The following is a 25,003-nucleotide window of genomic DNA, read 5'->3' on the forward strand; positions in this document are numbered from 1 at the left end:
ACGTCCCTGTGCCGTTCCTCACCGGTCGGTGGGCCACAGCGGCGGGTTCGACATCCAGTGGCCGCCGATGCGCGCGTGGTCCTGCTCGGCGGGGTCGGGCTCGCCCTGCTCGGCGATCAGCTTCGCCGCGTACGGCTCCGAGTCGTCCTGCGGGTCGTAGCCGAGGGCCCGCGCGGTGGAGAGGTCCCACCACTGGCGGGTGTTGGCGGACGACCCGTAGACGACGGTGTGGCCGACGCCCTCGGCGGTGAGCGCGGCGTGGAACAGGCGCGCGCCGTCCGCCGGGCTCATCCACAGGGAGAGCATCCGCACGGTGGTGGGCTCGGGGAAGCAGGAACCGATGCGCACGGACACCGTCTCCATGCCGTGCTTGTCCCAGTAGAGCTGCGCCAGGTCCTCGCCGAGGCACTTCGAAAGGCCGTAGAAGCTGTCGGGGCGGTGCGGGGTGGTGACGGGTACCGGCGGTTCGCCCGCGCCCGGCGTCGGCGTGCAGCCGACGGCGTGGTTGCTCGACGCGAACACGATCCGTCCGACCCCCGCCGCACGCGCCGCCTCGTAGAGGTTGTACGTTCCCTCGATGTTGGAGCGCAGGATCCGCTCGAAGGTGGATTCGAGTGAGATGCCCGCGAGGTGCAGCACGGCGTCGACGCCTCGCACGGCCTCGTCCAGCGCGTCCCTGTCGGCGAGGTCCGCGGTGATCGCGTCCGGTGCGCCCTCGACGGGTACGGCGTCGAGGAGGCGGAGTTCGTACCCGTACGCGGGCAGCAGCCCGCGCATCAGGGTGCCGACGCCGCCGGCCGCGCCGGTGAGCAGGACGGTACGAGGTGCGGGCATGGCGATCACTCAGCTCCGTAGACGTCGTTCATATGCATGATCTTCAGGGCTCGCTCAACCTAAGGATGCGCGCGCGAGGGCGTCAAGTAGGCGGCTCGGGCCCCGGAAAGGGCGGAGTTGCCCGGTTCGGCGCTTGACCCGGGCCGAAAGCGGCCACTAACGTGGCAGCGTTCAGGAATGTAGACAACAATCAGAAACGTGCACAGCAGTCAGGGAGCACACGTGACCTCAGCCGCCCCGCTCACCGATCGCCTCACTCGCGGGGAAGGGCCGCTGTTCTTCCCCGTCACCGCGTACGGTCCCGACGGCGCGCCCGACCTGACCGCCTACCGCCGCCACGTCGCCGCCGGCGTCGAGGCCGGCGCGGCCGCGGTGTTCGCCTGCTGCGGCACGGGCGAGTTCCACGCCCTGACGCCCGAGGAGTTCGGCGTCTACGTGGCCGCCGCGGTCGAGGCGGCCGCGGGCCGCGTGCCCGTCGTGGCGGGCGCGGGCTACGGCACCGCGCTCGCCATCCAGTACGCGCGCCTCGCCCTCGACGCCGGCGCGGACGGACTGCTCGCCATGCCGCCCTACCTGGTCGTGGCCGACCAGGAGGGGTTGCTGCGCCACTACGCGGCGCTCGCGGCCGCCACCCCGCTCCCGGTGATCGTCTACCAGCGGGAGAACGCGGTCTTCACACCCGAGACGGTCGTGAGGCTGGCCCGCACGGAGGGCATCGTCGGGCTCAAGGACGGCGTCGGCGACCTGGACCTGATGCAGCGGATCGTCAGCGCGGTACGCGAGGCGGAGCCCGGCGGCGGCTTCCTCTACTTCAACGGCCTGCCCACGGCCGAGCTGACGGGCCTCGCCTACCGGGGCATCGGCATCTCGCTCTACTCGTCGGCCGTGTTCTGCTTCGCACCCGAGATCGCCGTCGCGTACCACCGCGCGCTGAACACGGGCGACGACGCGACCGTGAACCGGCTCATCGACGGCTTCTACCGGCCGCTGGTCGAGCTGCGCGCCAAGGGGCGCGGCTACGCGGTGTCGCTGGTGAAGGCGGGCGTGCGGATGCGCGGCCTGGACGTCGGTGAGGTACGCGCGCCGCTGACCGAGCCCAGGCCCGCCCACCTCAAGGAGCTCACCGAGATCGTGGAGCGCGGCCACGCGCTGCTCGCCGGGGCCGCCGGCGGCGACGCGTGAGGGCGTCGGCGTTCCTCTACCCGTGGGACGTGGTGGGGGACGAGGCGGCTGCCGCGCGCGTCGCGGACCTCGGTGTGCGGCAGGTGACGCTGGCGTCCGCGTACCACTCGACGCGCGCCGTGACGCCACGTCACCCCGGCCACCGCATCGTCACGGCGCAGCACGCGGCGGTGCTGTACCCGCCGTCGGCCGAGCGCTGGGCGGGCCGGGCGCTGCGGCCGCACCCCGCGGGCGCGTGGGCGCCGGGCGACGCGTTCGGCGAGGCCGCGGACGCGCTGGCGGGCGCGGGGCTCGACGTGCACAGCTGGGTGGTGCTCGCGCACGACTCCCGGCTGGGCGCCGAGCACCCTCAGACCTCGGTGGTCAACGCGTACGGCGACCGCTACCCGTGGGCTCCGTGCATCGCGCGCCCCGAGGTCGCCGAGTACCTGGCCGACCTGGCGGTGGAGGCTGCGGTACGCCCTGGCGCCGGCGGCACGGAGCTGGAGTCCTGCGGCTGGTACGGCCTCGCGCACCTGCACGCGCACGACAAGATCGCGTCGTTCGCCTCGGGCGACGCCGAGCAGTACCTGATGTCGGTGTGCTTCTGCACGGTCTGCCGCGAGGGCTACGCACGAGGCGGGGCCGACGTGGCGCCCGAGGAGGTCAGGGCGGCGCTGGAGAACCTCGCACCCGCGGGCGCGGCCGCCGACGTGGCGCGCCGCACGATGCGGTGGCGCGGGAAGGTGGCGCGCGCCTTCCAGGAGCGCGTGGTGGGCGCGGTGCGCGCGGCGGCGCCCCCCGGCTTCAGGATCCTGCTGCACGCGGACCCGCAACCGCACCGCACCGGCGCGAACACGGGCGTGGACCCCGCGCACATCGCGAAGGTCGCGGACGGCGTCGTCGTGCCCTGCGCGGGCGGCCCCGAGAGAATGCTCGAACCGTTCGCCCGCGCGGGCGCCGGGGTGGTGGCCGCCAACTTCCCGGTGGTCGGCGGCATGGGCGGCTCCCCGGACACGCTGGCGGCGGACGCGGCACGCGCCCGGGATCTTGGCGCCACTGAACTGCGCCTCTACCACGGCGGCCTCGCGTCGGACGGCGACCTGGCCCAGGTGAGGGAGGCGCTCCGGGCGCTGCGCTGACGCCGTTGGGCTGCCGCCGAGGGCGCCCCGAGCCACACGCCCCCGGCCGACGGCCCTGGCCAGGCGGCCGCCGCACCGGCACCCCGCGGGTACGGCAGGCCCGCGCGGGCGGGACCCGGCGGGCGACGGGCGGCCCGGTTCGCCCGGGACCAGGCCCACCGGCGGGGCGGGCGCCGGAAGCGGAGGCTGGGCGGGCAGGACCGCGGCCGGTCCGCACCGGTTGCGGGTGGGGCACACCAGGGGCGGACGCAGGCCCGCCGGGGCGGGCGAGGGCGTCAGCCCATGTGGCGTGACCTCGCGCGGAACGCGGCCTTCCTGGCTTCCTTCGCCAGCGCCCGGTCCGGGTGCAGCCTGCCGACCGCCTCAAGGACGTCCGCCGTCGCCGGGTGGTCGACCCGCCACGCCTCCTCGAAGAAGCCCGCGTGCCTGCCGACCAGGCCCTCGACGAGCTCCTGGAGCTCGTCCGGCTCGCCCTCCGCGTCGAGTTGGGCCGCGATCGTGTCGACCGTCAGCCAGAAGACCATGTCCGCCGACGGCGGCGGCACCGGTGCGCCCGTGCCGAGTTCCGCGAGCCAGACCCGGGCGAGGCCGCCGAGCTCGCGGTCGTCGAGCACCGCACGCACCGACGGCTCGGCCGGGGCGCCGACCAGCGCCAGCGCCTGCTGGCAGTTGAGGCGGCGCAGCGGCGCCTCCGGGTCCGTGCCGCGCGCGGCGTCGAGCAGTTCGGACGCGGCCGTGGCGGGCTCTCGCCCGGCGAGCCAGCGCTCCGTCTCCTCGCGCCCGGCGCGCTCGGGGAAGTGCGCGATCCCGTCAAGCAGCCCACGCGCGTCCCGCTCCGCGAGATCGCCGACGAGCGGCGCGTCGACGCCCGCGGCCAGCATCCGCGTCCTGATGCCGTACAGGCCGAGCGGGGTCAGCGTGACGAGGCCGTAGCGCGCGACGTCCTCCTCGCTCAGCGGCATCTCGCCCGGGTCGTCGACATCCGCCATGAGCGCCTCGTCCACCGGCGTGTACGCGACGAGGCCGACCGGTTCGAGGACACGGAACTGGTCGTCGAGCCGGATCATCGCGTCGGAGACCTGCTCCAGCACGTCGTCCGTCGGCTCGTCCATGTCCTCGGGCACGATCATCGACGCGGCGAGCGCGGGCAGCGGAACGGGCGCCGACGCGTCGCCGCTCGTGCTCTCGTCGCGGACCGTCAGCTGGTAGAGGTTCCCGAGCACGCCTTCGAGGAACTCGGCCTCCGCCTCCGGGTCCCAGTCGAGCGCGTCGAAGTCGATCTCACCGTCGTCGCCCACGGCGGACGTCAGGTCTTCGAGCACCGGCGCGGTCGCGTCGGCGAAGACGGCGTCGAGCGCGTCGAGCCAGAGCGCCAGCACGTCCTTCGGGCTGCCCGACGCCACGGCCTTCAGCGCCGCGCCCGCCGAGACCGTGGCCGCCACCGCGCCGCCGTCGGCCGCGTCATCCGCATCGTCCGCGCCGTCGCCGCCGTCCGCCGCCCGACCGTCCTCGCCCACGTTCACCTCGACGAGGCCCGTGTCGACGGCGATGCGCCACGCCTCGCCCGCGAGGGCCTCGCCGTCGCCCTCGGCCCAGGTGCCTCCGGCGTCGCCGAGGCCGAGCTCCTCCGCGGCGGCCGGCAACTGCTCGGCGACCAGTTCGCCGTCGGCGTCGACCAGCGTCTTCGGCCCCGCCCAGCGGGCGAGGCGTACCGCGTGGGCGAGGAGCGGCGCGGCCAGCGCCTCGCGCGCGAGCTCCGCCTCCGATGGCAGCCGCACCGGCGGCAGGGTCAAGCGGTCTGCGTGCACGGACATCTGACGGCTCACTCCTCCATGAACGGGCTGGGCTCAGCGTAGCCGCGCCCGGGGGTGGCCGCGGCACACCTCCCCCGTGGGCGCCTTCACGCGTCCGACGCCCCCCGTACACGCACGCACCCTTGACATGTTCCCCACCCAGCAAGGAGATTGACGCGCGTAGAAGTCCCTGCCCTCCCCCTTTCGCCCGTCTCCCACGCCTCGGAGTCAGTGATGTCTTCTTCCCTGCCGAGAACGGCCGCCGTTTCGGCCCTCGTCTCGCTCGCCCTCGCCGGCGGCCTCGTCGTGGCCGCCGGCCCGGCGTCCGCCGCGGGTGTCCGCATCCACGGCATCCAGGGCACCACCCGCATATCCCCGCTCGTGGGCACGCCGGTCGCGGACGTGCCCGGCGTCGTCACCGGGGTCAGGGCGTACGGCGGCTCGAAGGGGTTCTGGTTCCAGGACCCGCACCCGGACGCCGACCCGGCGACCAGCGAGGGCCTGTTCGTCTTCACGGGCTCCGCCCCGAAGGTCGCGGTCGGCGACAGCGTCAAGGTGTCGGGCACGGTGGACGAGTACGTGCCCGGCGGCGCGGCCTCGGGCGAGCAGTCGGTGACGGAGCTCGGCTCGCCGCAGGTCACGGTCGTCTCGTCGGGCAACCCGCTGCCCGCCCCCGTGCGGATCACCGCGCGCTCGGTGCCCGCGGCGTACGCCCCGCACGGGGTGGCCGGCACCGGCGACTCGATCAACGGGCTCAGGCTCAGGCCGAGGACCTACGCGCTCGACTACTACGAGTCGCTCGAGGGCATGAACGTCAGCGTCACGAACACGCGCGTCGTGGGCGCCACGGACCCCTACGGGGAGCTGTGGGTGACGGTCAAGCCGTCGGAGGACGCGAACAGGCGCGGCGGCACCGTCTACGGCTCGTACGACGAGCAGAACACCGGCCGCGTGCAGATCCAGCAGCAGGCGTCCACGGCGGACAGCCCCTTCCCCGCGGCCAACGTGGGCGACCGCCTCAGGGGCACCACGCGCGGCCCGCTGGACTTCAACCAGTACGGCGGCTACACGATCGTCGCGGGCCGCCTCGGCACCGTCGTGGACAAGGGCCTGAAGCGCGAGGTGACGGCGAAGCAGAAGCCGGGCCAACTCGCCGTCGCCACCTACAACGTGGAGAACCTGGCGCCGACGGACCCGCAGTCGAAGTTCGACTCCCTGGCGTCCGCCGTTGTGCAGAACCTGTCGTCGCCCGACATCCTCTCCCTGGAGGAGATCCAGGACAACGACGGCGCGAAGGACGACGGAACCGTCTCCGCGACACAGACCGTGCGCGAGTTCGTCGACGCGATCGCCGCGGCCGGCGGCCCCACCTACGCGTGGCGCTCGGTCGACCCGCAGAACGACAAGGACGGCGGCCAGCCCGGCGGCAACATCCGCAACGTCTTCCTCTACAACCCCGACCGGGTGTCGTTCGTGGACCGCGGCACGGCGGACGCGACGACGCCCACACAGGTCGTCGCCACGCACGGCAAGCCCGGCCTCACCCTCTCGCCCGGCCGTATCGACCCGGCGAACCCGGCGTGGAACGACAGCCGCAAGCCGCTCGCCGGCGAGTTCACCTTCCGGGGCAGGACGGTCTTCCTCGTCTCCGACCACTTCGACTCGAAGGGCGGCGACGAGTCGCTGACCTCGCAGCACCAGCCGCCGACACGCTCCTCCGAGGTCCAGCGGCTGGCGCAGGCGCAGGCCGTCAACTCGTTCGTCAAGGACATCAGGAAGGTCAGGAAGGACGCGGAGGTCGTGGTGCTCGGCGACCTCAACGACTTCCAGTTCTCGCCGGCGCTCGCGGCCCTGCGCAAGGGCGGCGTGCTGAACGACGACATCGACTCGCTGCCGGTGCCCGAGCGCTACTCGTACGTCTACCAGGGCAACACGCAGACGCTCGACCACATCCTGACGACACCGTCGATCAAGGACTTCCAGTACGACAGCGTGCACATCAACGCGGAGTTCGCCCAGCAGGACAGCGACCACGACCCGCAGGTGCTGCGCTTCCGCCCCTGAGCACCCGGGCGCCGTGCCGCCGACGGTCAGTTGTGCGCGTGCAGGACGTCGTTGAGGCCGTCCCACACCGCGTTGTTGGGACGGGCCTCGACCCGGCCGGTCTCCGAGTTGCGGCGGAAGAGGATGTTGCTCGCCCCCGACAGCTCGCGCGCCTTGACGACCTGCCCGTCGGGCATCGTCACGCGCGTGCCCGCGGTGACGTAGAGGCCCGCCTCGACCACGCACTCGTCGCCGAGCGCGATGCCGATGCCGGCCTCGGCGCCGATCAGGCACCGCTCGCCGATCACGATGCGCTCCGTGCCGCCGCCGGAGAGCGTGCCCATCGTGGAGGCGCCGCCGCCGATGTCGGAGCCGTCGCCGAGCACGACGCCCTGCGAGATGCGGCCCTCGACCATGGACGTGCCGAGCGTGCCCGCGTTGTAGTTGACGAAGCCCTCGTGCATGACGGTGGTGCCCTCGGCGAGGTGCGCGCCGAGCCTGACCCGGTCGGCGTCCCCGACCCTGACGCCCTTGGGCGCCACGTAGTCCGTCATGCGCGGGAACTTGTCGACGGACGTGACCTGGAGGTGCAGGCCGTCGGCGCGTGCGCGCAGCCGCACGGCCTCCAGGTCGGGCACCGCGACCGGGCCGAGCGAGGTCCAGGCGACGTTGGCGAGCAGGCCGAAGATGCCGTCGAGGCTCTGGCCGTGCGGACGCACCAGCCGGTGGCTCAGCAGGTGCAGGCGCAGGTAGACGTCGTGCGCGTCGATCGGCTTCTCGTCCAGCGAGGCGATGACCGTGCGGACGGCGACGACCTCGACGCCGCGGCGCGGGTCGGCGCCCGTGGCCCGCGTGGCGGCCTCGCCAAGCAGCTCGGCGGCACGCTCGGCGGTGAGCCGCTCGGTGCCCGCGGGGCCCGGCTCCGCCACGAGCTCGGGGGCGGGGAACCAGGTGTCGAGTACGGTGCCGTCGGCGGCCACGGTCGCGAGGCCGGCGGCGGCCGCGCCGAGGGGGCGGGAAGTCGTGTCGGTCATACCGGAAACCTAGCGGCACGCGCTCGTCCGGGGCGAACCGGCCTGCCGGTCGGCTCTCGTCAGCCCAGCCTGTTGGCGTTGCGGCCCGCGATGCGGTGCCGGTCGTCCTCGGCGCGCGGGAGGGGCCGATGGCCCTCGGAGTGCGGGTTGACCCAGCCGCACACGCCGCAGCTGTAGCGGCCGTCGAGGCCGGCGATGAGAGTGCCGCACTGGCGGCACTCTCCGTAGGTGATCTCGGGGCCGCTCCGGGCGGCCGACCCGGGATCGTGCGGCGGCTCGGGGGTGGGCGGCACGGGCGTGTTCACGGGCCCCAACCTACCCGCCGGGCCGCCGCATCACGCGTGCGAGCATCTCGCGTGCGTACTGCTCGTCGTAGTCGGCACCGGTCAGCAGGACCTGGAGGCAGATGCCGTCGAGCAGCGCGACGAGCGCGCGTGCCGTGGTGGGGTCGGTGTGCGCGGACAGGATGTCGCAGACGGCGTCGGTCCACTCGGCGGCGACGGGCCGCAGCGCGGGCCGCCGCAGGGCCGCGAGGTAGAGCTCGTACTCCAGCTCGACGCCGGTGCGCTCCCCCGCGAGCCACACGCCGGTGAGCCGCGCGAGCTCGTCCGCCACGTCGGACGCCGGGTCGGCGAGCGTGCCGCCGTCCCTGATCAGGGCGGCGAACCCCTCGTTGGCCTGGCGCAGCGCCGCGGTCAGCAGCTCGTCGAGCGAGACGAAGTGGTACGTGGTGGAGCCGAGCGGCACATCGGCCTCGGCGGCGACCGTGCGGTGGCTGAGCCCGGCGATGCCGCTGCGTCCCACGACGCGGATGGCGGCGTCGATGATCCGCTGCCTGCGGTCGGGGTCGTAGCGGCGCGTCACGTATGGGTCCCGCCGAGGTTGAGTACCACGACCCCGACGATAACCAGGGCGATGCCCAGGAGCCGCACGGGGCTCGCGGACTCGTGCAGGAACGCCATGCCGATCACGGCGATGACGGCCGTACCCGCCCCGGCCCAGATCGCGTAGGCGGTGCCCACGGTCAGCGTCTTGAGGGTCTGTGACAGCAGCGCGTACGAGACGACGTAGCCGCACAGGGTGATGAGCGAGGGCCACAGCCGGGTGAAGCCCTCGCTGTACTTCATCGCGGTGGTGGCACCGATCTCGGCCGCGATCGCCCCTGAGAGCAGCAGGTATCCCATGCGTACGAGCGTACACAGCGCAGTGTACGACCGTACACTGGCCCCTGGGCCGACGCGTTGTCAGAGGCTGCCGCTAGGTTGTTCCCGGTTCCCGGCACCGGGGGCCTGGGCATCGGGGGGCGTGATGGCGCACGAGGGCGGTCCTGGCGGGCACGGCGGCTGGGGCTCGGCGCCCGGCCAGGGGGGCTGGGGCACGGGTGCGTGGGGCCCTGGCGGCTGGGGCGGGTACGGCCACGGCGGGTGGACGCCACCGCCGCCGCGGCCCGGGACGATACCGCTGGCGCCGCTCGACTTCGGGCAGCTGCTCGGCGGCGGGTTCAGGACGTTCACGCGGTACTGGCGGCCGCTCACCGCAGTGGTGGTCACGGCGTACGGCGCCCTGATGGCGGCCGGGGCGGCCGCGGTCGCCATCGGCTACGCGGCCGTGCACGGCCACGTGAAGACGCTGACGTCACTGGACGGTGCCCCGGCGGCAGCGAGCGACGTGCACGCCGTGGTGACCTGGGCCGTCGTCCTCGGCATCCTGGGCCTCATGGCGCTGGTGATCGCACAGACCGTGGTGCTGGCCGCCTGCGCGGTGACGGTGCAGGACGGGGCGCTCGGCCGCGCGACCACATACCGCGCCGTGCTCGGCAGGTCGCTGCGCCGCCTGGGCCCGGCGCTCGGCGCCAGCGCCGTGAGCTGGCTGCTCGGCCTCGTACCGGTCGCGCTGTCCACGGCGGTCGGGCTCGCGAACGGGGCGTTCACCTCGCACATACGCCCCGACCCGGCGCCCATCCTGATCTGCTACCTGGTCCTGCTCGCCGGCTCGGCCCTCATGCTCTGGCCCGGCCTGCGCATCGTCCTCGCCCCGACGGTGGCGGTCGTCGAGTCGTGCGGTACGCGCGCGGCGCTGCGCCGCTCATGGGCGCTGGTCGGCGGCGCCTGGTGGCGCACGCTGGGCGCGATGCTCGTCGCGGCGTGCGTGGCCGGGTTCGCGGCGGGGTTCGTCAACGTGGTCCTCGAAGTGCTCGGCATCGTCGGCGCCGCGGGCGCGTTCGCGGCGTCCGACGGGAGCGGCGCGGCCGTCGTACTGCCGATCGTGCTCATACCCGTGTCCGTGGCGCTGATCCTGGTCGAGTGCGTCATCATGCTCTACCCGCAGCTGGTGCTCGCGGTGGTGTACGTGGACCGGCGGATGCGCACGGAGAACCTGGCCGAGGTGCTGATCCGCTCCGTGTGAGCGGCCCCGCCCGTCCGCGTGTGCGGGCCGCCGCTAGCGCCCGGGGCCGTCGGCCGTGTGCTCGTCGTAGTCGGCGGTCCCGCCGTCGAGCAGCGGCGGCTGCGGTGTGCCCGCGGTCTTCGAGAGCCAGCGCAGCGCGTGGTAGGCGGTGAGCACGACGAGCGTGCCGAGGGAGATACCGCTGAGGACGAAGTTGTCCGTGATCTTCAGCGAGATGCCGCCGACGCCGATGATCACACCGGCCGCGGCGGGCACCAGGTTGAGCGGCTGGGAGAAGTCGACCTTGTTGCGGATCCAGATCTGCGCGCCGAGTAGCCCGATCATGCCGTAGAGGATGACGGTGATCCCACCGAGCACGCCGCCGGGGATGGCGGTGACCACGGCGCCGAACTTGGGGCACAGGCCGAACAGCAGGGCGAAGCAGGCCGCCGCCCAGTACGCGGCCGTCGAGTAGACGCGCGTCGCGGCCATCACTCCGATGTTCTCCGCGTAGGTGGTGGTGGCGGGGCCGCCGAACGCGGTCGACAGGGCGGTGGCGGCGCCGTCGGCGACGATCGCCGTGCCCATCACGTCGTCGAGCGAGTCGCCGGTCATCTCGCCGACGGCCTTGACGTGCCCGGTGTTCTCCGCGATGAGGGCCACCAGCACCGGCAGCGCCACCAGCACGGCCGCGCCCGTGAAGTGCGGCGCGTGGACGTGCGGGAGGCCGATCCAGTCGGCGTGGGCCACGCCGGAGAAGTCGACGCGCCAGTGGTCGACGGTCTTGCCCGAGCCGTCGGGCGAATGGATACGCCCGGCGGTGCGGTCGAGCACCCAGGACAGCAGGTAGCCGAAGACGAGACCGAGGAAGATGGCGATGCGTGACCAGAAGCCGCGCAGCACCACCAGCGCGAGACCGGTGAAGACCATGGTGGCCAGAGCCGTCCACTGGTCCTGCGGCCAGTAGGTGGAAGCCGTGACGGGGGCGAGGTTGAAGCCGATCAGCATCACCACGGCGCCGGTCACGGCAGGCGGCAGGACGGCGTGGATGACGCGCGCCCCCAGCACCTGCACGACCACGCCGCACCCGGCGAGGCAGGCGCCGACCACCAGCATCGCGCCGGTCAGCGTCCCGCTGTCGCCGCCCTGGCCCGCGATGACGGCGGACACGCCCACGAAGGACAGCGACGAGCCGAGATAGCTGGGCACGCGCCCGCGGGTGGCGAGGAGGAACAGCGCGGTCGCGACGCCGGACGCCATCAGCGCCAGGCTGGGGTCGAGCCCCATCAAGACGGGCGCGACGAAACACGCGCCGATCATGGAGACGACGTGCTGTGCGCCGAGGCCGATGGTGCGTCCCCAGGTCAGCCGCTCCCCCGGCCTGACGAGGTCTCCAGGACCGAGGTGTTTGCCGTCGCCGTGCAGCTTCCACCCGAAGCCCGCCATGCCGCTCTCCCGTTTCTCACCGACCCGACCCGCACGGTGGCCGCGCCGCTCGCGCCTGCGGGTGCACGGCAAAGGCCCCGGAACAGGGAACCACACCTGTTCCGGGGCCTCTCGGGCGCCCCGGTCCGGCTCAGGGCGTCAGACGTTGAAGCCCAGCGCGCGCAGCTGCTCGCGGCCGTCGTCGGTGATCTTCTCGGGACCCCACGGCGGCATCCAGACCCAGTTGATCCTGAGCTCATTGACGATGCCGTCGGTGGCGGCCTTCGCCTGGTCCTCGATCACATCGGTCAGCGGGCAGGCCGCCGACGTCAGCGTCATGTCCAGGGTGACGACATTGTCGTCGTCGATGTGCATCCCGTAGATCAGGCCGAGGTTGACGACGTCGATGCCGAGCTCCGGGTCGACGACGTCGTACAGCGCCTCGCGGACCTCGTCCTCCGAGGCCGGCTTCATCAGGGTCTCGTTCTCGCTCATGCCGTCTCCTTCCGCGGGCTCTCGCCCAGGGCCTGGGCCGTCGCGTCCTTCCACGCCATCCAGCTCAGCAGGGCGCACTTGACGCGGGCGGGGTACTTCGAGACGCCGGCGAACGCGACCGCGTCCTCCAGCACCTCCTCCATCGCGTCGTCCGGCTCGAGCTGGCCCTTCGACTGCATCAGTTCGAGGAACGTGCCCTGGATCTTCTGCGCCTCGGCGAGGTCCTTGCCGACCAGCAGGTCGTTGAGCACCGAGGCACTGGCCTGGCTGATGGAACAGCCCTGCCCCTCGTAGCTGACGTCCGCGATGCGCGAACCCTCGTAGCGCACGCGCAGCGTGATCTCGTCACCGCACGTCGGGTTGACGTGATGCACCTCGGCGTCGCCGTCCCGAAGACCGCGCCCGTGCGGGTGCTTGTAGTGGTCCAGGATGACGTCCTGGTACATGGAATCCAGTTTCACGGTCGGCCCTGTCCCCTATCCGAAGAAGTCACGGACGTGCTCCAGGCCGTCGACCAAGGCGTCCACCTCGGCCGGGGTGGAGTACAGATAGAACGACGCCCTGGTGGTCGCGGGAATTCCGTACCTCAGGCAGACCGGCCGCGCGCAGTGGTGGCCGACGCGGACGGCGATGCCCTGCTCGTCCAGCACCTGGCCCACGTCGTGCGGGTGGATGTCGCCGAGCGTGAAGGAGATCGCGGCGCCGCGCTCCTCGGCCGTGGCGGGGCCGATGATGCGCAGGTCGGGCACCTGGAGCAGCCGCTCGACCGCGTACGAGGTGATCGCCTTCTCGTGCGCGAGCACCTTGTCCATGCCGATGGCCGAGAGGTAGTCCACCGCCGCGCCGAGTCCCACGGCCTGAGAGATCGGCGGCGTGCCGGCCTCGAACTTGTGCGGCGCGGGCGCGTACGTGGACGAGTTCATCGACACGGTCTCGATCATCTCGCCGCCGCCGAGGAACGGCGGCAGGTCCTCAAGCAGCTCCTGCCTGCCCCACAGGACGCCGATGCCGGTGGGCCCGAGCATCTTGTGCCCCGTGAAGGCCACGAAGTCGGCCTGGAGCGCCTGCACGTCGAGCGGCATGTGCGGGGCGGCCTGCGAGGCGTCGATCATGACGAGCGCGCCGACCTCCTGCGCCCTGCGGACGATCTCCTCGACGGGGTTGTGCGTGCCGAGGATGTTGGAGATCAGCACGAAGGAGACGATCTTCGTCTTCTCGGTGATGACCTCCTCGATGTTCGACAGGTCGAGGCGGCCCTCGTCGGTGAGGCCGAACCACTTCAGCTTCGCGCCCGTGCGCTGCGCGAGCAGCTGCCACGGGACGATGTTGGAGTGGTGCTCCATCTCCGTGATGACGATCTCGGTGTCGCTGTCGACGCGGTAGGGCTCGTCCGCCCAGCCCAGCATGTTGGCGACCAGGTTGAGCGACTCCGAGGCGTTCTTCGTGAAGATCACCTCGTTGCGGCTCGGCGCGTTGATGAACGACGCGATCTTGTCGCGCGCGCCCTCGTACAGCGCCGTGGCCTCCTCGGCCAGCACGTGCACGCCGCGGTGCACGTTGGCGTTGTGCCGCTCGTAGTACTCGGTGATCGTGTCGAGCACCTGCCGCGGCGTCTGCGACGTGGCCGCGTTGTCGAGGTAGACGAGTTTGCGGTCGTCGTGGACCAGCCGGTCGAGGACAGGGAAGTCCTTCCGGATCGCCTCCGTGTCCAGCAGGCCGTGCGCTTCCCGCGTCTGTGTCACGCCGTCGCGCCTCCCTTCACGTATGCCTCGTAGCCCTCGTTCTCCAGCTTGTCGGCGAGCTCGGCGCCGCCGGACTCGGCGATGCGGCCCTGCGCGAACACGTGGACGAAGTCGGGCTTGATGTAGCGGAGGATCCGCGTGTAGTGGGTGATCAGCAGCGTGCCGACCGACCCGGTCTCGCGGACGCGGTTGACGCCCTCGGAGACGATGCGCAGGGCGTCGACGTCGAGCCCGGAGTCGGTCTCGTCGAGGATCGCGATGCGCGGCTTGAGCAGTTCAAGCTGGAGGATCTCGTGGCGCTTCTTCTCGCCGCCGGAGAAGCCCTCGTTCACGTTGCGCTCGGCGAAGGCCGGGTCGATCTGGAGGTTCTCCATCGTCTCCTTGACCTCCTTCACCCAGGTCCGCAGCTTGGGGGCCTCGCCGCGGATCGCGGTGGCGGACGTGCGCAGGAAGTTGGAGACGGAGACGCCGGGCACCTCGACCGGGTACTGCATGGCGAGGAAGACGCCGGCCCGGGCGCGCTCGTCGACGGTCATCGCGAGGACGTCCTCGCCGTCGAGCGTCACGGTGCCGCCGGTGATCGTGTACTTGGGGTGGCCCGCGAGGGAGTAGGCGAGGGTCGACTTGCCGGAGCCGTTGGGGCCCATGATGGCGTGCGTCTCGCCCTGCTTGACGGTCAGGTCGACGCCCTTGAGGATCTCGCGGGGGCCGTTTTCCGCATCGACGGTGACGTGCAGGTCGTTGATTTCGAGCGTTGCCATGGGTGACTCAGGACTCCTGGGTGACGGAGACGAGCACATCGTCCCCTTGGATCTGTACGGGGTATACGGGGACGGGGCGGGTCGCGGGCAGCCCCGACGGCTTGCCGGTGCGCAGGTCGAAGCTGGAGCCGTGCAGCCAGCACTCGATCTGGCAGTCCTCGACCTCGCCCTCCGAGAGCGAGACGTTGGCGTGCGAGCAGATGTCGTTGATCGCGAACACCTCGCCCCCGGTGCGGACGACGGAGACGGGGGTGCCGTCGACCTCGACGAGCTTGGGCGTGTCCTCTTCGAGGTCGCTCAGCGCGCAGACGCGGACGAAGGCCATCAGACGGTGGCCTCCAGCTCTGTCTCGATCTTGGCGAGCAGGCGCTCCTCGACGTCGGGCAGGCCGATCTTCTGGACGAGCTCGGCGAAGAACCCGCGGACCACGAGGCGGCGCGCCTCGCTCTCCGGGATGCCGCGCGCCATCAGGTAGAACAGCTGCTCGTCGTCGAAGCGGCCGGTGGCCGACGCGTGTCCCGCGCCCGCGATCTCGCCGGTCTCGATCTCCAGATTCGGCACCGAGTCGACCCGCGCGCCGTCCGTGAGGACGAGGTTGCGGTTCATCTCGTAGGTGTCCGTGCCCTCGGCCACGGCCCTGATGAGCACGTCGCCGATCCACACCGCGTGCGCCGCGTCGCCCTGCAGGGCGCCCTTGTAGGCCACGTCGGACTTGCAGTGCGGCGCCGTGTGGTCGACGAAGAGCCGGTGCTCCTGGTGCTGTCCCTGGTCGGTGAAGTACAGGCCGAACAGCTCGGCCTCGCCGCCGGGGCCCGCGTACTCGACGCGCGGGTGCAGCCGGACGACGTCGCCGCCGAAGGTGACGACGACGGACTTGAAGGAGGCGTCCCTGCCCAGGCGCGCGTTGTGCTGGGCGACGTGGACGGCCTTGTCGTCCCAGTCCTGCACGGAGACGACGGTCAGCTTGGCGCCGTCGCCGACGAGGAAGTCGACGTTGGCCGCGACGACCGCGTCCCCGGTGTGGTCGAGCACGACGACGGCCTCCGCGAAGGCGCCGAGCTCGACCACCAGGTGGGCGAAGGCGGTGCCGCCCTGGCCGTGCACGGCGACCCTGACCGGCTCCGTGAGCACGGTCTCCTTGGGGACGCTGACCACGGAGGCCTTCTCGAAGGACGAGTAGGCCTGCGCGGCGACCCGGTCGGCCGGCACGCCTGCCTTGCCGACGCGCGGGTCGTCGCGGCCCACCGTCTCCTGCGTGACACCGTCGGGCGCCACCACGTCGACGCGGATGCCGCCGTCGGCGACGGCGGTGCCGTCGTGGAGGCCGCGCAGGCGTTCGAGCGGCGTGAACCGCCATTCCTCCTCACGGCCGTGCGGCACGGGGAAGTCGCCGACGTCGTAGGAGGGCGGCGCGCTCATGCGGGTGGCCACGGTGGATTCCGCGGCCACCGCGATGGCGCCGGTTGTGGTGGAACCAGCGGGCGTGGTTCCCCCCTGGGTCGGTGCCTTTACGGCATCCTCGGGGGCGTTTCGGGCCTCGGCCATGGCTGTCGTCGTGTTCTCTCTGTCTTCGGGTGCTGTCGGGGTGGGGCGGGGGCTCGCGGCGTCAGCCGACCGCGCCCTCCATCTGGAGCTCGATCAGCCGGTTGAGTTCCAGCGCGTACTCCATCGGCAGCTCCTTGGCGATGGGCTCGACGAAGCCGCGCACGATCATCGCCATCGCCTCGAACTCGGACAGGCCGCGGCTCATCAGGTAGAAGAGCTGGTCCTCGGAGACCTTGGAGACGGTCGCCTCGTGGCCCATGGACACGTCGTCCTCGCGGACGTCCACGTAGGGGTACGTGTCGGAGCGGGAGACGGTGTCGACGAGCAGCGCGTCGCACAGGACGTTGGACTTGGAGCCCTCGGCGCCCTCGCCGATCTCGATCAGGCCGCGGTAGGACGTGCGGCCACCGCCGCGCGCCACCGACTTGGAGACGATGTTGGACGACGTGTTCGGCGCCATGTGCACCATCTTCGCGCCGGCGTCCTGGTGCTGGCCCTCGCCCGCGAACGCGATGGAGAGCGTCTCGCCCTTGGCGTGCTCGCCCATCAGGTAGACGGCCGGGTACTTCATGGTGACCTTGGAGCCGATGTTGCCGTCGACCCACTCCATCGTCGCGCCCTCGTAGGCCACGGCGCGCTTGGTGACCAGGTTGTAGACGTTGCTCGACCAGTTCTGGATCGTCGTGTAGCGGCAGCGGCCGCCCTTCTTGACGATGATCTCGACGACGGCGCTGTGCAGCGAGTCGGACGAGTAGATCGGCGCGGTGCAGCCCTCGACGTAGTGGACGTAGGCGTCCTCGTCGACGATGATCAGCGTCCGCTCGAACTGGCCCATGTTCTCCGTGTTGATGCGGAAGTAGGCCTGCAGCGGGATGTCGACGTGCACACCCTTCGGCACGTAGATGAACGAGCCGCCGGACCACACGGCCGTGTTCAGCGACGCGAACTTGTTGTCGCCGACCGGGATGACCGTGCCGAAGTACTCCTTGAACAGCTCCGGGTGCTCCTTGAGCGCCGTGTCGGTGTCCTGGAAGATGACGCCCTGCGACTCCAGGTCCTCGCGGATCTGGTGGTAGACGACCTCGGACTCGTACTGCGCGGCGACACCGGCGACGAGGCGCTGCTTCTCCGCCTCGGGGATGCCGAGCCTGTCGTAGGTGTTCTTGATGTCCTCGGGCAGTTCCTCCCAGGACTCCGCCTGCTTCTCCGTGGAGCGCACGAAGTACTTGATGTTGTCGAAGTCGATGCCGGAGAGGTCCGAGCCCCAGTTGGGCATGGGCTTCTTGCCGAAGAGCTTGAGGCCCTTGAGGCGCAGCTTCAGCATCCACTCGGGCTCGTTCTTCTTCGCCGAGATGTCGCGGACGACCTCTTCGGAGAGGCCGCGCTTGGCGGCGGCGCCGGCGGCGTCGGAGTCGGCCCAGCCGAACTCGTACGTGCCCAGGCCCTCCAGTTCGGGGTGGGCGGTCTCCGTGGGGAGCGTCATGCGGGGTTCCTCCCGGCTGTGCTTTGGGTGGTGGGGGTGGTCTGCGGGGCGGCGCCGTGCGGCGTCCGCGGGATGAAGGTCGTGCACACGCCGTCGCCGTGCGCGATGGTCGCGAGCCGCTGTACGTGAGTACCCAGGAGATGGGAGAAGGCCTCCGTCTCCGCCTCGCACAGCTGCGGGAACTGCTCGGCGACGTGGGCGACCGGGCAGTGGTGCTGGCACAGCTGCTCGCCCGCACCGCCGGGCGCGGAGCGCGCGGCCGCCGCGTAGCCGTCCGCGCTGAGCGCGTCGGCGAGCGCCGCCGCGCGGCCCTCCGGGTCCGCCTCGCCGACGGGCGCGCGGTAGGGGTCGGTCTGGGCAGCCGCCCTGGCGCGGGCGAAGGCGGCGACCGCCGCCTCGCCGCGCTCGCCGCCGCCCGCGGCGGAGGCGATCCAGTGCAGGGCGTCGGCCGCGAGCTTGTCGTAGGACTGGTCGAAGGCGTCCCTGCCGCAGTCGGTGAGCGCGAAGACCTTCGCCGGCCTGCCGCGCCCGCGCGAGCCGTAGACCCGCTTGTCGCGGGGCTCCACGACGGCGTCGGCCACCAGGGCGTCCAGGTGGCGGCGCACGGCGGCGGCCGTCAGGCCGAGGCGGTCCGCGAGCTCGGCCACCGTCGAGGGGCCGTGGTCCAGGATGGAGCGCGCGACCCGGCCTCGCGTGGAGTGCTCACCGGTCGCGGGGTCGTCCTGCGGGATTCCCATGAGGGCCTCCTCCCGAGCCTCGCCGACTTTTTTCACAATGACATTGTTGCGTAATTCCCTCGGCAGTGACAACCACGTTCCGCCACGATCACCGGTGGACTGCGTCACTTAGGGTCACCTAACGACAGGGGTGCGGACCCGTGGTCGGGTGCCGCCGCCGCGCTGCCTACACTTCGGGCATGCACAGCGACTGTCCGGCCGGCGGGCCCGAACCCGTCGTGTCGATCGAGGGCCTGGTCAAGCGCTACGGGGACAAGACCGCCGTGGACGGCCTGGACCTGCTGGTGCGCGCGGGCACCGTGACCGCGGTGCTCGGGCCGAACGGCGCGGGCAAGACGACCACCGTCGAGACCTGCGAGGGCTACCGAAGGCCCGACGCGGGCACCGTACGCGTGCTCGGCCTCGATCCGGTGGCGGACGCGGCCCGGCTGCGGCCCAGGATCGGCGTGATGCTCCAGTCGGGTGGCGTGTACTCCGGCGCGCGCGCCGAGGAGATGCTGCGGCACATGGCGAAGCTGCACGCGAACCCGCTCGACGTGGACGCCCTGATCGAGCGCCTCGGGCTCGGCTCGTGCGGCCGCACGAGCTACCGGCGGCTGTCCGGCGGCCAGCGCCAGCGCCTCGCCCTCGCGCTCGCCGTCGTCGGCCGCCCCGAGCTCGTCTTCCTCGACGAGCCGACCGCGGGCCTCGACCCGCAGGCGCGCCGCGCGACCTGGGACCTGGTGCGCGAGCTGCGCGCCGACGGCGTCTCCACCGTCCTGACAACGCACTTCATGGACGAGGCCGAGAGCCTCAGCGACGACGTGGTCATCGTGGACGCCGGGCGCGTCGTCGCCCAGGGCGACCCGGAGGAGCTGTGCAGGGGCGGCGCCGAGAACACGCTGCGCTTCACCGGGCGGCCGGGCCTCGACGTCGGCTCGCTGCTCAAGGCGCTGCCCGACGGCTCGTCGGCCGACGAGGTGACGTCGGGCTCGTATCGCATCACGGGCACCGTCGATCCGCAGCTGCTGGCCACCGTGACCTCCTGGTGCGCGCAGCACGGCGTGATGCCCGACGGCATCTCCGTCGAGCGGCACACGCTGGAGGACGTCTTCCTGGAACTGACCGGCAAGGAGCTGCGCCGATGAGCACCACGGCCGACACCGCGAGCACCGTCGGCACGGGCACGTACGCACCCGCCCCGGGCGCGGCGCCGCTGACCCGGATGATCGCGGCGCAGACCGCGTTCGAGACGAAGCTGCTGCTGCGCAACGGCGAGCAGCTGCTGCTCACCGCGATCATCCCCTCACTGCTGCTCGTGCTGTTCTCGACGGTCGACATCGTCGACACCGGCAGCGGCAGCTCCGTCGACTTCCTCGCGCCCGGCATCCTCGCCCTCGCGGTGATGTCCACCGCCTTCACGGGGCAGGCCATCGCGACGGGCTTCGACCGGCGCTACGGCGTGCTCAAGCGGCTCGGCGCGTCTCCGCTGCCCCGGTGGGGGCTGATGACGGCCAAGACGCTGTGCGTACTAGTCACGGAGGTCCTCCAGGTCGCCCTGCTGGCCGTGATCGCGCTGCTGCTGGGCTGGTCGCCGCACGGCGGCGCGGGCGCGGTGATCCTGCTGCTCGTCCTCGGCACGGCGGCCTTCTCCGGGCTCGGCCTGCTGATGGCGGGCACGCTCAAGGCGGAGGTCACGCTCGCGGCGGCGAACCTCGTGTTCATCCTGCTGCTGGTGGCCGGCGGGGTGGTCGTGCCGCTCGGCAAGTTCCCCGACGGGGCGCGCGAGGTGCTGCAGCTGCTGCCGATCTCCGCGCTCTCCGACGGGCTGCGCGACGTGCTCCAGCACGGCGCGTCGATGCCCTGGGGCGACGTCGGCATCCTCGGCGTGTGGACGGTGCTCGGCCTGGGCGCGGCGGGCGCGTTCTTCCGCTGGGAGTAGACCTTTCGCACCGCCCCGCGCGGACGTCCGCGGTGGCGCGCACCCCCTCGTGAAAACCCGCACAAGCGGCCGCATACGATGTCTTTCATGCCGAACGTCTCCCGGGCGGACGTGGCCGAAGCGGCCCGCAACCCCCTGGCCTACCTGGCCGCGCACTGGACGCCGCAGGACCGCCTGGTCCGCTACTCGCTGCTGGCGGCGGTCATGATGAGCGCGATCATCGTCGTCACCGGCGGTGCCGTACGGCTCACCAGCTCGGGCCTCGGCTGCCCGACCTGGCCCAAGTGCTCCGACGCGAGCCTCACCGCGACGCCCACGCTCGGCCTGCACGGGGCGATCGAGTTCAGCAACCGCATGCTGACGGACCTGCTGTGCGTCGTGGTCGGCTGGGCCATCGTCGTGGCCCGCTGCGCGAAGCCGCGCAGGAGGAGCGTCACCCGGCTGGCCTGGTCGCAGTTCTGGCTGGTCGTGGCGAACGCGGTGCTCGGCGGCATCACCGTGCTGGTGAAGCTGAACCCGTGGACGGTGGCCGGGCACCTGATGCTCGCCATGGTCTTCGTGACCGTCACCACGCTGACCTGGCTGCGCTTTCGTGAGGGCGACCTTCCCGCCAGGCCGCGCGCGCCCCTGCCGCTGCGCCGTCTGGCCGCGTGGACGGTCGTCACCACGGCCGTGCTGATCGCGGCGGGCACCGGCGCGACCGGCTCGGGCATCCACGCCGGCGACAGCAGCGACGTGCCGCGCATGCCGTTCGACTGGATCGACACGGTGTACGTGCACGGCGGCCTCGCCTGCCTCGTCGTCGCGATGTCCGCAGCCCTGTGGATCGGCCTGCACGTCGTCGACGCCCCGCACGACACGCGCGTGCTCGCCCGCAACTTCCTGTTCGTCCTGCTCGCGCAGGGCGTGGTGGGCGTCGTCCAGTCGGTCACGGGCGTGCCGGAGCTGCTGGTGGCCGTGCACATGCTGGGCATCTGCGCGGTGTGGGTCGGCGTCCTGCGCGTCACGCTCAGCCTGCGTGAACGCCCCCGCGACACGCCCGCGCTCCCCGCCCAGTCGGAGCCCCCGCTCGCCGCGACGGTCTGAACCGCCGGCAGCACGCGACGGCGGCCCGGCCCCCCTGCGTGGGGACCGGGCCGCCGTCGTTCCGGCCGCGCGGAGCGCCGTCAGGCGGACGCCGGCGGGTACAGGTCCCTGGGGAGCTTCGAGGCCGCCGCCTCGTCGAGCAGCCACAGAGTGCGTGCCCTGCCCGTGGCGCCGGCGGCGGGCGCCTGGATCTCGCCCGCCCCCGACAGTGCGATCTCCGCGGCCTCCGCCTTGTCCTCACCCGCCGCGAGCAGCCACACCTCGTGGGCGGCCCTGATGGCGGGCAGCGTGAACGAGACGCGCAGCGGCGGCGGCTTCGGCGCGCCGTGCACCGCCACGACCGTGCGCTCCGTCTCGCGCACGCCCGGCAGCTCGGGGAAGAGGGACGCCACGTGCGTGTCGGGCCCCACCCCCAGCATCAGGACGTCGAAGGACGGCACCTGTGCGTGGTCCTCCGGGCGCGCGGCGGCGGCCAGTTCGGCCGCATAGGCGGCCGCGGCCGCCTCGATGTCGCTCCCGTACGGGCCGCCCGCGGCCGGCATCGCGTGGACGCGACGCGGGTCGAGCGGCACGGCGTCAAGCAGCGCGTGCCGTGCCTGGGTGACGTTGCGCTCGGGGTCCCCCTCGGGCAGGAACCGCTCGTCGCCCCACCACAGTTCGAGCCGTGACCAGTCGACCGCGTCGCGGGCGGGCGACGACGCCAGGGCCGCAAGCAGCCCGTTGCCGTTGCGCCCGCCCGTCAGGACGATCGAGGCGGTACCGCGCGACGCCTGGGCGTCCACGATCCTCGTGATCAGCCGCGCCGCCGCCGCGCTCGCCATCAGCTCCTTGTCGCGGTGGACGACGAGCTGCGGCGCGGTGCTCACTTGGCCGCCGCCTTCTTGGCCGCCGCCTTCTTGGCCGCCGCCTTCTTCGCGGGCGGCTCGGCCTGCTCGGTGCCGCCGGCCACGCCGCCGTCCGACTCGCGCAGCCGGTCCACGCCGAAGCGCAGCGTCGCCGCGTACGTCTCGTCCGGGTCGAGCCTGCGCAGCTCCTCCGCGATCAGCTCCGAGGTGTCGCGGCGGTTGAGCGCCACGGCGCGGTCGGGCTGGCCCTCGATGGAGAGCGTGGCGAGGGAGCCGTTCGCCCGGTCGATGGAGACGGGACCGCACGTGGTCTCCATCCGCACCGCGGTGAGCCCGGGGCCCTTCGACACGGCGCGCCGCACCGGCACGCCGAGCCGCTCGGCCAGCCACATCGCCAGCAGCTCGCAGCTGGGGTTCTCCTCCTCGCCCTCCACCTCGACCGAGGTGACGTCGCAGGTCACCTGGTCGAGCGCGGCCGCGAGCATCGAGCGCCACGGGGTGATGCGGCTCCACGCCAGGTCGGTGTCGCCCGGCGTGTAGACGCTGGCGCGCTTCCTCAGCTCGTCGACCGGCCCCTCGGTGGCGTACGAGTCCGTGACGCGGCGCTGCGCGAGGGAGCCGAGCGGGTCCTTCGCGGGGTTGGCCGGCGCGTTCACCGGCCACCACACGACGACCGGCGCGTCGGCGAGCAGCAGCGGCAGCACCACCGACTGGGCGTGGTCGATGACCTCGCCGTACAGCCGAAGGACGACCGTCTCGCCGATGCCGGCGTCCTCGCCGACGCGCACCTCGGCGTCGAGGCGCGCGTTGGCACGGTCCCGCGGGGAGCGCGAGGGGCGCTTGACGACGACGAGCAGGCGCGAGGGGTGTTCCCTCGACGCGTCGCTCGCGGCCCTGAGCGCGTCGTACGCGTTCTCCTCGTCGGTGACGACGACCAGCGTGAGGACCATGCCGATGGCCGGCGAGCCGATGGCCCTGCGGCCCTGCACCAGCGCCTTGTTGATCTTGCTGGACGTGGTTTCCGTGAGGTCGATCTTCATGGGCGCCGCCAGCTCCGTCCGTCTCGTGCGAGCATTTCGTCGGCCTCGGCGGGGCCCCAGGTCCCGGACTCGTACTGGGCGGGCCTGCCGTGCTTGTCCCAGTAGGTCTCGACCGGGTCGAGAATCCTCCAGGACAGCTCGACCTCCTCCGTGCGCGGGAAGAGGTTGGCGTCGCCGAGCAGCACGTCGAGGATGAGCCGCTCGTAGGCCTCCGGGCTCGACTCGGTGAAGGACTCGCCGTACTGGAAGTCCATCGAGACGTCCCGCACCTCCATGGAGGTGCCCGGCACCTTGGAGCCGAACCGCATGGTCACGCCCTCGTCCGGCTGGACGCGGATGACCAGGGCGTTCTGCCCGAGCTCCTCGGTCGCGGTGTGGTCGAACGGCGAGTGCGGCGCACGCTGGAAGACGACCGCGATCTCGGTGACGCGGCGGCCGAGGCGCTTGCCGGTGCGCAGGTAGAAGGGGACGCCCGCCCAGCGGCGGTTCTCGATCTCCAGCTTGAGCGCCGCGTAGGTGTCGGTCTTCGACTTGGGGTCGATGCCGTCCTCTTCGAGGTAGCCGACGGCCTTCTCGCCGCCCTGCCAGCCCGCGGCGTACTGGCCGCGCACGGTGTGGGCCGCGAGGTCCTTCGGCAGCCGTACGGCGCCGAGCACCTTGGTCTTCTCGGCGACCAGCGCGTCCGCGTCGAAGGAGGCAGGCTCCTCCATCGCGGTGAGCGCGAGCAGCTGGAGCAGGTGGTTCTGGATGACGTCGCGTGCGGCGCCGATGCCGTCGTAGTACCCGGCGCGGCCGCCGATGCCGATGTCCTCGGCCATGGTGATCTGCACGTGGTCGACGTACGACCTGTTCCAGATCGGCTCGAAGAGGGTGTTGGCGAAACGGAGCGCCAGGATGTTCTGGACGGTCTCCTTGCCGAGGTAGTGGTCGATGCGGAAGACCTCGTGCGGCGGGAAGACCTCGTGGACGACGGCGTTGAGCTCCTGCGCCGACTTGAGGTCGTGGCCGAAGGGCTTCTCGATGACCGCGCGGCGCCAGGAACCCTCGCGCTGGTCGGCGAGCCCGTGCTTCTTGAGCTGCTGCACGACCTTGGGGAAGAACTTCGGCGGCACCGACAGGTAGAAGGCGAAGTTGCCGCCCGTGCCCTGCGACTTGTCGAGGTCCTGGATGGTCGACTTGAGCGTCTCGAACGCCTGGTCGTCGTCGAACGTCCCCTGCACGAACCGCATGCCCTGGCTGAGCTGCTGCCAGACCTCCTCGCGGAACGCGGTGCGCGAGTGCTCCTTCACGGCGTCGTGGACGACCTGGGCGAAGTCCTCGTCCTCCCAGTCGCGGCGCGCGAAGCCGACGAGCGAGAAGCCCGGCGGGAGCAGGCCCCGGTTGGCGAGGTCGTAGACCGCGGGCATGAGCTTCTTGCGGGACAGGTCCCCCGTGACACCGAAGATGACCAGGCCCGAAGGCCCCGCGATGCGCGGGAGCCTCCGGTCCGCGGCGTCACGGAGCGGGTTTGCTCCGTGGTGTGCGCTCAAGG

Annotated in this window: 25 protein-coding genes; 7 read left to right on the forward strand and 18 right to left on the reverse strand. The window is 72.1% G+C overall.

Annotated elements, in window-relative coordinates; genetic code table 11:
- Window positions 1–18 precede the first annotated feature (18 nt).
- Window positions 19–834, reverse strand: coding sequence for an NAD-dependent epimerase/dehydratase family protein (locus tag IH48_RS0125200; protein ID WP_030909043.1), 816 nt, complete (start codon window positions 832–834; stop codon window positions 19–21).
- A 222-nt stretch (window positions 835–1,056) separates the two neighbouring features.
- Between IH48_RS0125200 and IH48_RS0125205 the strand changes: the two genes are divergently transcribed.
- On the forward strand, window positions 1,057–2,016 hold the full coding sequence (locus IH48_RS0125205; RefSeq protein ID WP_030909046.1) for a 5-dehydro-4-deoxyglucarate dehydratase: 960 nt from the start codon (window positions 1,057–1,059) through the stop codon (window positions 2,014–2,016).
- Window positions 2,013–3,137 carry a hypothetical protein gene (locus tag IH48_RS0125210; protein ID WP_030909049.1) on the forward strand — a complete coding sequence of 375 codons (1,125 nt, stop codon included), beginning with the start codon at window positions 2,013–2,015 and terminating at the stop codon, window positions 3,135–3,137. Before IH48_RS0125205 ends, IH48_RS0125210 begins: the two co-directional genes overlap by 4 nt.
- Before the next feature lie 275 nt (window positions 3,138–3,412).
- Here IH48_RS0125210 and IH48_RS0125215 read toward each other — a convergent pair whose 3' ends face one another.
- A complete protein-coding gene (locus IH48_RS0125215) occupies window positions 3,413–4,951 on the reverse strand; it encodes a hypothetical protein (RefSeq protein ID WP_420705541.1) in 1,539 nt (512 codons plus the stop codon).
- Window positions 4,952–5,164: 213 nt separating this feature from the next.
- On the opposite strand from IH48_RS0125215, the gene IH48_RS0125220 reads away from it, so the two are divergent.
- Window positions 5,165–6,994, forward strand: coding sequence for an endonuclease/exonuclease/phosphatase family protein (locus IH48_RS0125220; protein ID WP_030909054.1), 1,830 nt, complete (start codon window positions 5,165–5,167; stop codon window positions 6,992–6,994).
- Window positions 6,995–7,020: 26 nt separating this feature from the next.
- On the opposite strand, the gene dapD is transcribed toward IH48_RS0125220, so the two are convergent.
- Genes dapD through IH48_RS0125240 form a run of 4 tightly spaced genes read right to left on the reverse strand, consistent with a single transcriptional unit; the run spans window position 7,021 to window position 9,191 of the window.
- Window positions 7,021–8,007 carry a 2,3,4,5-tetrahydropyridine-2,6-dicarboxylate N-succinyltransferase gene (gene dapD, locus IH48_RS0125225; RefSeq protein WP_030909056.1) on the reverse strand — a complete coding sequence of 329 codons (987 nt, stop codon included), beginning with the start codon at window positions 8,005–8,007 and terminating at the stop codon, window positions 7,021–7,023.
- Between the two features lie 59 nt (window positions 8,008–8,066).
- Window positions 8,067–8,312, reverse strand: a complete 246-nt coding sequence (locus IH48_RS33575; RefSeq protein WP_037843234.1) for a hypothetical protein — start codon at window positions 8,310–8,312, stop codon at window positions 8,067–8,069.
- A gap of 10 nt (window positions 8,313–8,322) precedes the next feature.
- Window positions 8,323–8,871 (reverse strand): TetR/AcrR family transcriptional regulator, encoded by a 549-nt coding sequence (locus IH48_RS0125235; RefSeq protein WP_030909059.1) that lies wholly within the window; start codon window positions 8,869–8,871, stop codon window positions 8,323–8,325.
- On the reverse strand, window positions 8,868–9,191 hold the full coding sequence (locus IH48_RS0125240) for a DMT family transporter (RefSeq protein WP_030909062.1): 324 nt from the start codon (window positions 9,189–9,191) through the stop codon (window positions 8,868–8,870). Before IH48_RS0125240 ends, IH48_RS0125235 begins: the two co-directional genes overlap by 4 nt.
- A gap of 124 nt (window positions 9,192–9,315) precedes the next feature.
- Here IH48_RS0125240 and IH48_RS0125245 point away from each other — a divergent pair, with 124 nt between their 5' ends.
- Complete coding sequence (locus IH48_RS0125245) at window positions 9,316–10,413, forward strand: hypothetical protein (RefSeq protein WP_030909065.1); 1,098 nt, start codon at window positions 9,316–9,318, stop codon at window positions 10,411–10,413.
- Between the two features lie 33 nt (window positions 10,414–10,446).
- On the opposite strand, the gene IH48_RS0125250 is transcribed toward IH48_RS0125245, so the two are convergent.
- The 9 genes from IH48_RS0125250 to IH48_RS0125290 all read right to left on the reverse strand — a co-directional run bounded on the left by IH48_RS0125250 (window position 10,447) and on the right by IH48_RS0125290 (window position 18,616).
- Window positions 10,447–11,838, reverse strand: coding sequence for a uracil-xanthine permease family protein (locus IH48_RS0125250; RefSeq protein ID WP_030909069.1), 1,392 nt, complete (start codon window positions 11,836–11,838; stop codon window positions 10,447–10,449).
- A gap of 138 nt (window positions 11,839–11,976) precedes the next feature.
- Window positions 11,977–12,312 (reverse strand): metal-sulfur cluster assembly factor, encoded by a 336-nt coding sequence (locus IH48_RS0125255; protein ID WP_030909072.1) that lies wholly within the window; start codon window positions 12,310–12,312, stop codon window positions 11,977–11,979.
- On the reverse strand, window positions 12,309–12,773 hold the full coding sequence (sufU, locus tag IH48_RS0125260) for a Fe-S cluster assembly sulfur transfer protein SufU (RefSeq protein ID WP_030909076.1): 465 nt from the start codon (window positions 12,771–12,773) through the stop codon (window positions 12,309–12,311). The genes IH48_RS0125255 and sufU overlap by 4 nt, the downstream gene beginning before the upstream one ends.
- Before the next feature lie 15 nt (window positions 12,774–12,788).
- Window positions 12,789–14,054, reverse strand: coding sequence for a cysteine desulfurase (locus tag IH48_RS0125265; RefSeq protein WP_030909079.1), 1,266 nt, complete (start codon window positions 14,052–14,054; stop codon window positions 12,789–12,791).
- The gene (gene sufC / locus IH48_RS0125270) at window positions 14,051–14,815 is read right to left on the reverse strand and encodes a Fe-S cluster assembly ATPase SufC (RefSeq protein ID WP_030909082.1); all 765 of its coding nucleotides are present in this window, start codon (window positions 14,813–14,815) and stop codon (window positions 14,051–14,053) included. The genes IH48_RS0125265 and sufC overlap by 4 nt, the downstream gene beginning before the upstream one ends.
- A 7-nt stretch (window positions 14,816–14,822) precedes the next feature.
- Window positions 14,823–15,140 (reverse strand): non-heme iron oxygenase ferredoxin subunit, encoded by a 318-nt coding sequence (locus tag IH48_RS0125275; RefSeq protein ID WP_030909084.1) that lies wholly within the window; start codon window positions 15,138–15,140, stop codon window positions 14,823–14,825.
- Window positions 15,140–16,360 (reverse strand): Fe-S cluster assembly protein SufD, encoded by a 1,221-nt coding sequence (sufD, locus tag IH48_RS0125280; protein ID WP_030909087.1) that lies wholly within the window; start codon window positions 16,358–16,360, stop codon window positions 15,140–15,142. Before sufD ends, IH48_RS0125275 begins: the two co-directional genes overlap by 1 nt.
- A 61-nt stretch (window positions 16,361–16,421) precedes the next feature.
- Complete coding sequence (gene sufB / locus IH48_RS0125285; RefSeq protein WP_030909090.1) at window positions 16,422–17,843, reverse strand: Fe-S cluster assembly protein SufB; 1,422 nt, start codon at window positions 17,841–17,843, stop codon at window positions 16,422–16,424.
- Entirely contained in the window at window positions 17,840–18,616 is a 777-nt protein-coding gene (locus IH48_RS0125290) for a helix-turn-helix domain-containing protein (protein WP_078850019.1), read from the reverse strand. The genes sufB and IH48_RS0125290 overlap by 4 nt, the downstream gene beginning before the upstream one ends.
- Window positions 18,617–18,759: 143 nt before the next feature.
- On the opposite strand from IH48_RS0125290, the gene IH48_RS0125295 reads away from it, so the two are divergent.
- The 3 genes from IH48_RS0125295 (at window position 18,760) to IH48_RS0125305 (ending at window position 21,587) form a co-directional block, all read left to right on the forward strand.
- The gene (locus tag IH48_RS0125295) at window positions 18,760–19,707 is read left to right on the forward strand and encodes an ABC transporter ATP-binding protein (RefSeq protein ID WP_030909097.1); all 948 of its coding nucleotides are present in this window, start codon (window positions 18,760–18,762) and stop codon (window positions 19,705–19,707) included.
- Window positions 19,704–20,501, forward strand: a complete 798-nt coding sequence (locus IH48_RS0125300; protein WP_030909100.1) for an ABC transporter permease — start codon at window positions 19,704–19,706, stop codon at window positions 20,499–20,501. Before IH48_RS0125295 ends, IH48_RS0125300 begins: the two co-directional genes overlap by 4 nt.
- Before the next feature lie 78 nt (window positions 20,502–20,579).
- Window positions 20,580–21,587 (forward strand): COX15/CtaA family protein, encoded by a 1,008-nt coding sequence (locus tag IH48_RS0125305; RefSeq protein WP_051840558.1) that lies wholly within the window; start codon window positions 20,580–20,582, stop codon window positions 21,585–21,587.
- Between the two features lie 80 nt (window positions 21,588–21,667).
- Here IH48_RS0125305 and pgl read toward each other — a convergent pair whose 3' ends face one another.
- Genes pgl through zwf form a run of 3 tightly spaced genes read right to left on the reverse strand, consistent with a single transcriptional unit; the run spans window position 21,668 to window position 25,001 of the window.
- Window positions 21,668–22,453 (reverse strand): 6-phosphogluconolactonase, encoded by a 786-nt coding sequence (gene pgl / locus IH48_RS0125310; RefSeq protein WP_030909106.1) that lies wholly within the window; start codon window positions 22,451–22,453, stop codon window positions 21,668–21,670.
- Entirely contained in the window at window positions 22,450–23,472 is a 1,023-nt protein-coding gene (gene opcA / locus IH48_RS0125315) for a glucose-6-phosphate dehydrogenase assembly protein OpcA (RefSeq protein ID WP_030909109.1), read from the reverse strand. Before opcA ends, pgl begins: the two co-directional genes overlap by 4 nt.
- The gene (gene zwf / locus IH48_RS0125320; protein WP_030909111.1) at window positions 23,469–25,001 is read right to left on the reverse strand and encodes a glucose-6-phosphate dehydrogenase; all 1,533 of its coding nucleotides are present in this window, start codon (window positions 24,999–25,001) and stop codon (window positions 23,469–23,471) included. Before zwf ends, opcA begins: the two co-directional genes overlap by 4 nt.
- Between the last annotated feature and the right edge of the window lie 2 nt (window positions 25,002–25,003).

Origin of the sequence: Streptomyces sp. NRRL F-5126, assembly GCF_000721265.1 — a bacterium.
Lineage (GTDB): Bacteria > Actinomycetota > Actinomycetes > Streptomycetales > Streptomycetaceae > Streptomyces.

Excerpts from the sequence above, each read along its gene's own strand:
- IH48_RS0125240 (WP_030909062.1), bottom strand. The coding sequence starts at position 9,191 with ATGGGATACCTGCTGCTCTCAGGGGCGATCGCGGCCGAGATCGGTGCC.
- IH48_RS0125220 (WP_030909054.1), top strand. The coding sequence starts at position 5,165 with ATGTCTTCTTCCCTGCCGAGAACGGCCGCCGTTTCGGCCCTCGTCTCG.
- dapD (WP_030909056.1), bottom strand. The coding sequence starts at position 8,007 with ATGACCGACACGACTTCCCGCCCCCTCGGCGCGGCCGCCGCCGGCCTC.
- IH48_RS0125295 (WP_030909097.1), top strand. The coding sequence starts at position 18,760 with ATGCACAGCGACTGTCCGGCCGGCGGGCCCGAACCCGTCGTGTCGATC.
- IH48_RS0125255 (WP_030909072.1), bottom strand. The coding sequence starts at position 12,312 with ATGAGCGAGAACGAGACCCTGATGAAGCCGGCCTCGGAGGACGAGGTC.
- sufD (WP_030909087.1), bottom strand. The coding sequence starts at position 16,360 with ATGGCCGAGGCCCGAAACGCCCCCGAGGATGCCGTAAAGGCACCGACC.
- IH48_RS0125200 (WP_030909043.1), bottom strand. The coding sequence starts at position 834 with ATGCCCGCACCTCGTACCGTCCTGCTCACCGGCGCGGCCGGCGGCGTC.
- sufB (WP_030909090.1), bottom strand. The coding sequence starts at position 17,843 with ATGACGCTCCCCACGGAGACCGCCCACCCCGAACTGGAGGGCCTGGGC.
- sufC (WP_030909082.1), bottom strand. The coding sequence starts at position 14,815 with ATGGCAACGCTCGAAATCAACGACCTGCACGTCACCGTCGATGCGGAA.
- IH48_RS0125275 (WP_030909084.1), bottom strand. The coding sequence starts at position 15,140 with ATGGCCTTCGTCCGCGTCTGCGCGCTGAGCGACCTCGAAGAGGACACG.
- IH48_RS0125215 (WP_420705541.1), bottom strand. The coding sequence starts at position 4,951 with ATGTCCGTGCACGCAGACCGCTTGACCCTGCCGCCGGTGCGGCTGCCA.
- opcA (WP_030909109.1), bottom strand. The coding sequence starts at position 23,472 with ATGAAGATCGACCTCACGGAAACCACGTCCAGCAAGATCAACAAGGCG.
- IH48_RS0125300 (WP_030909100.1), top strand. The coding sequence starts at position 19,704 with ATGAGCACCACGGCCGACACCGCGAGCACCGTCGGCACGGGCACGTAC.
- IH48_RS0125305 (WP_051840558.1), top strand. The coding sequence starts at position 20,580 with ATGTCTTTCATGCCGAACGTCTCCCGGGCGGACGTGGCCGAAGCGGCC.
- IH48_RS0125245 (WP_030909065.1), top strand. The coding sequence starts at position 9,316 with ATGGCGCACGAGGGCGGTCCTGGCGGGCACGGCGGCTGGGGCTCGGCG.
- IH48_RS0125250 (WP_030909069.1), bottom strand. The coding sequence starts at position 11,838 with ATGGCGGGCTTCGGGTGGAAGCTGCACGGCGACGGCAAACACCTCGGT.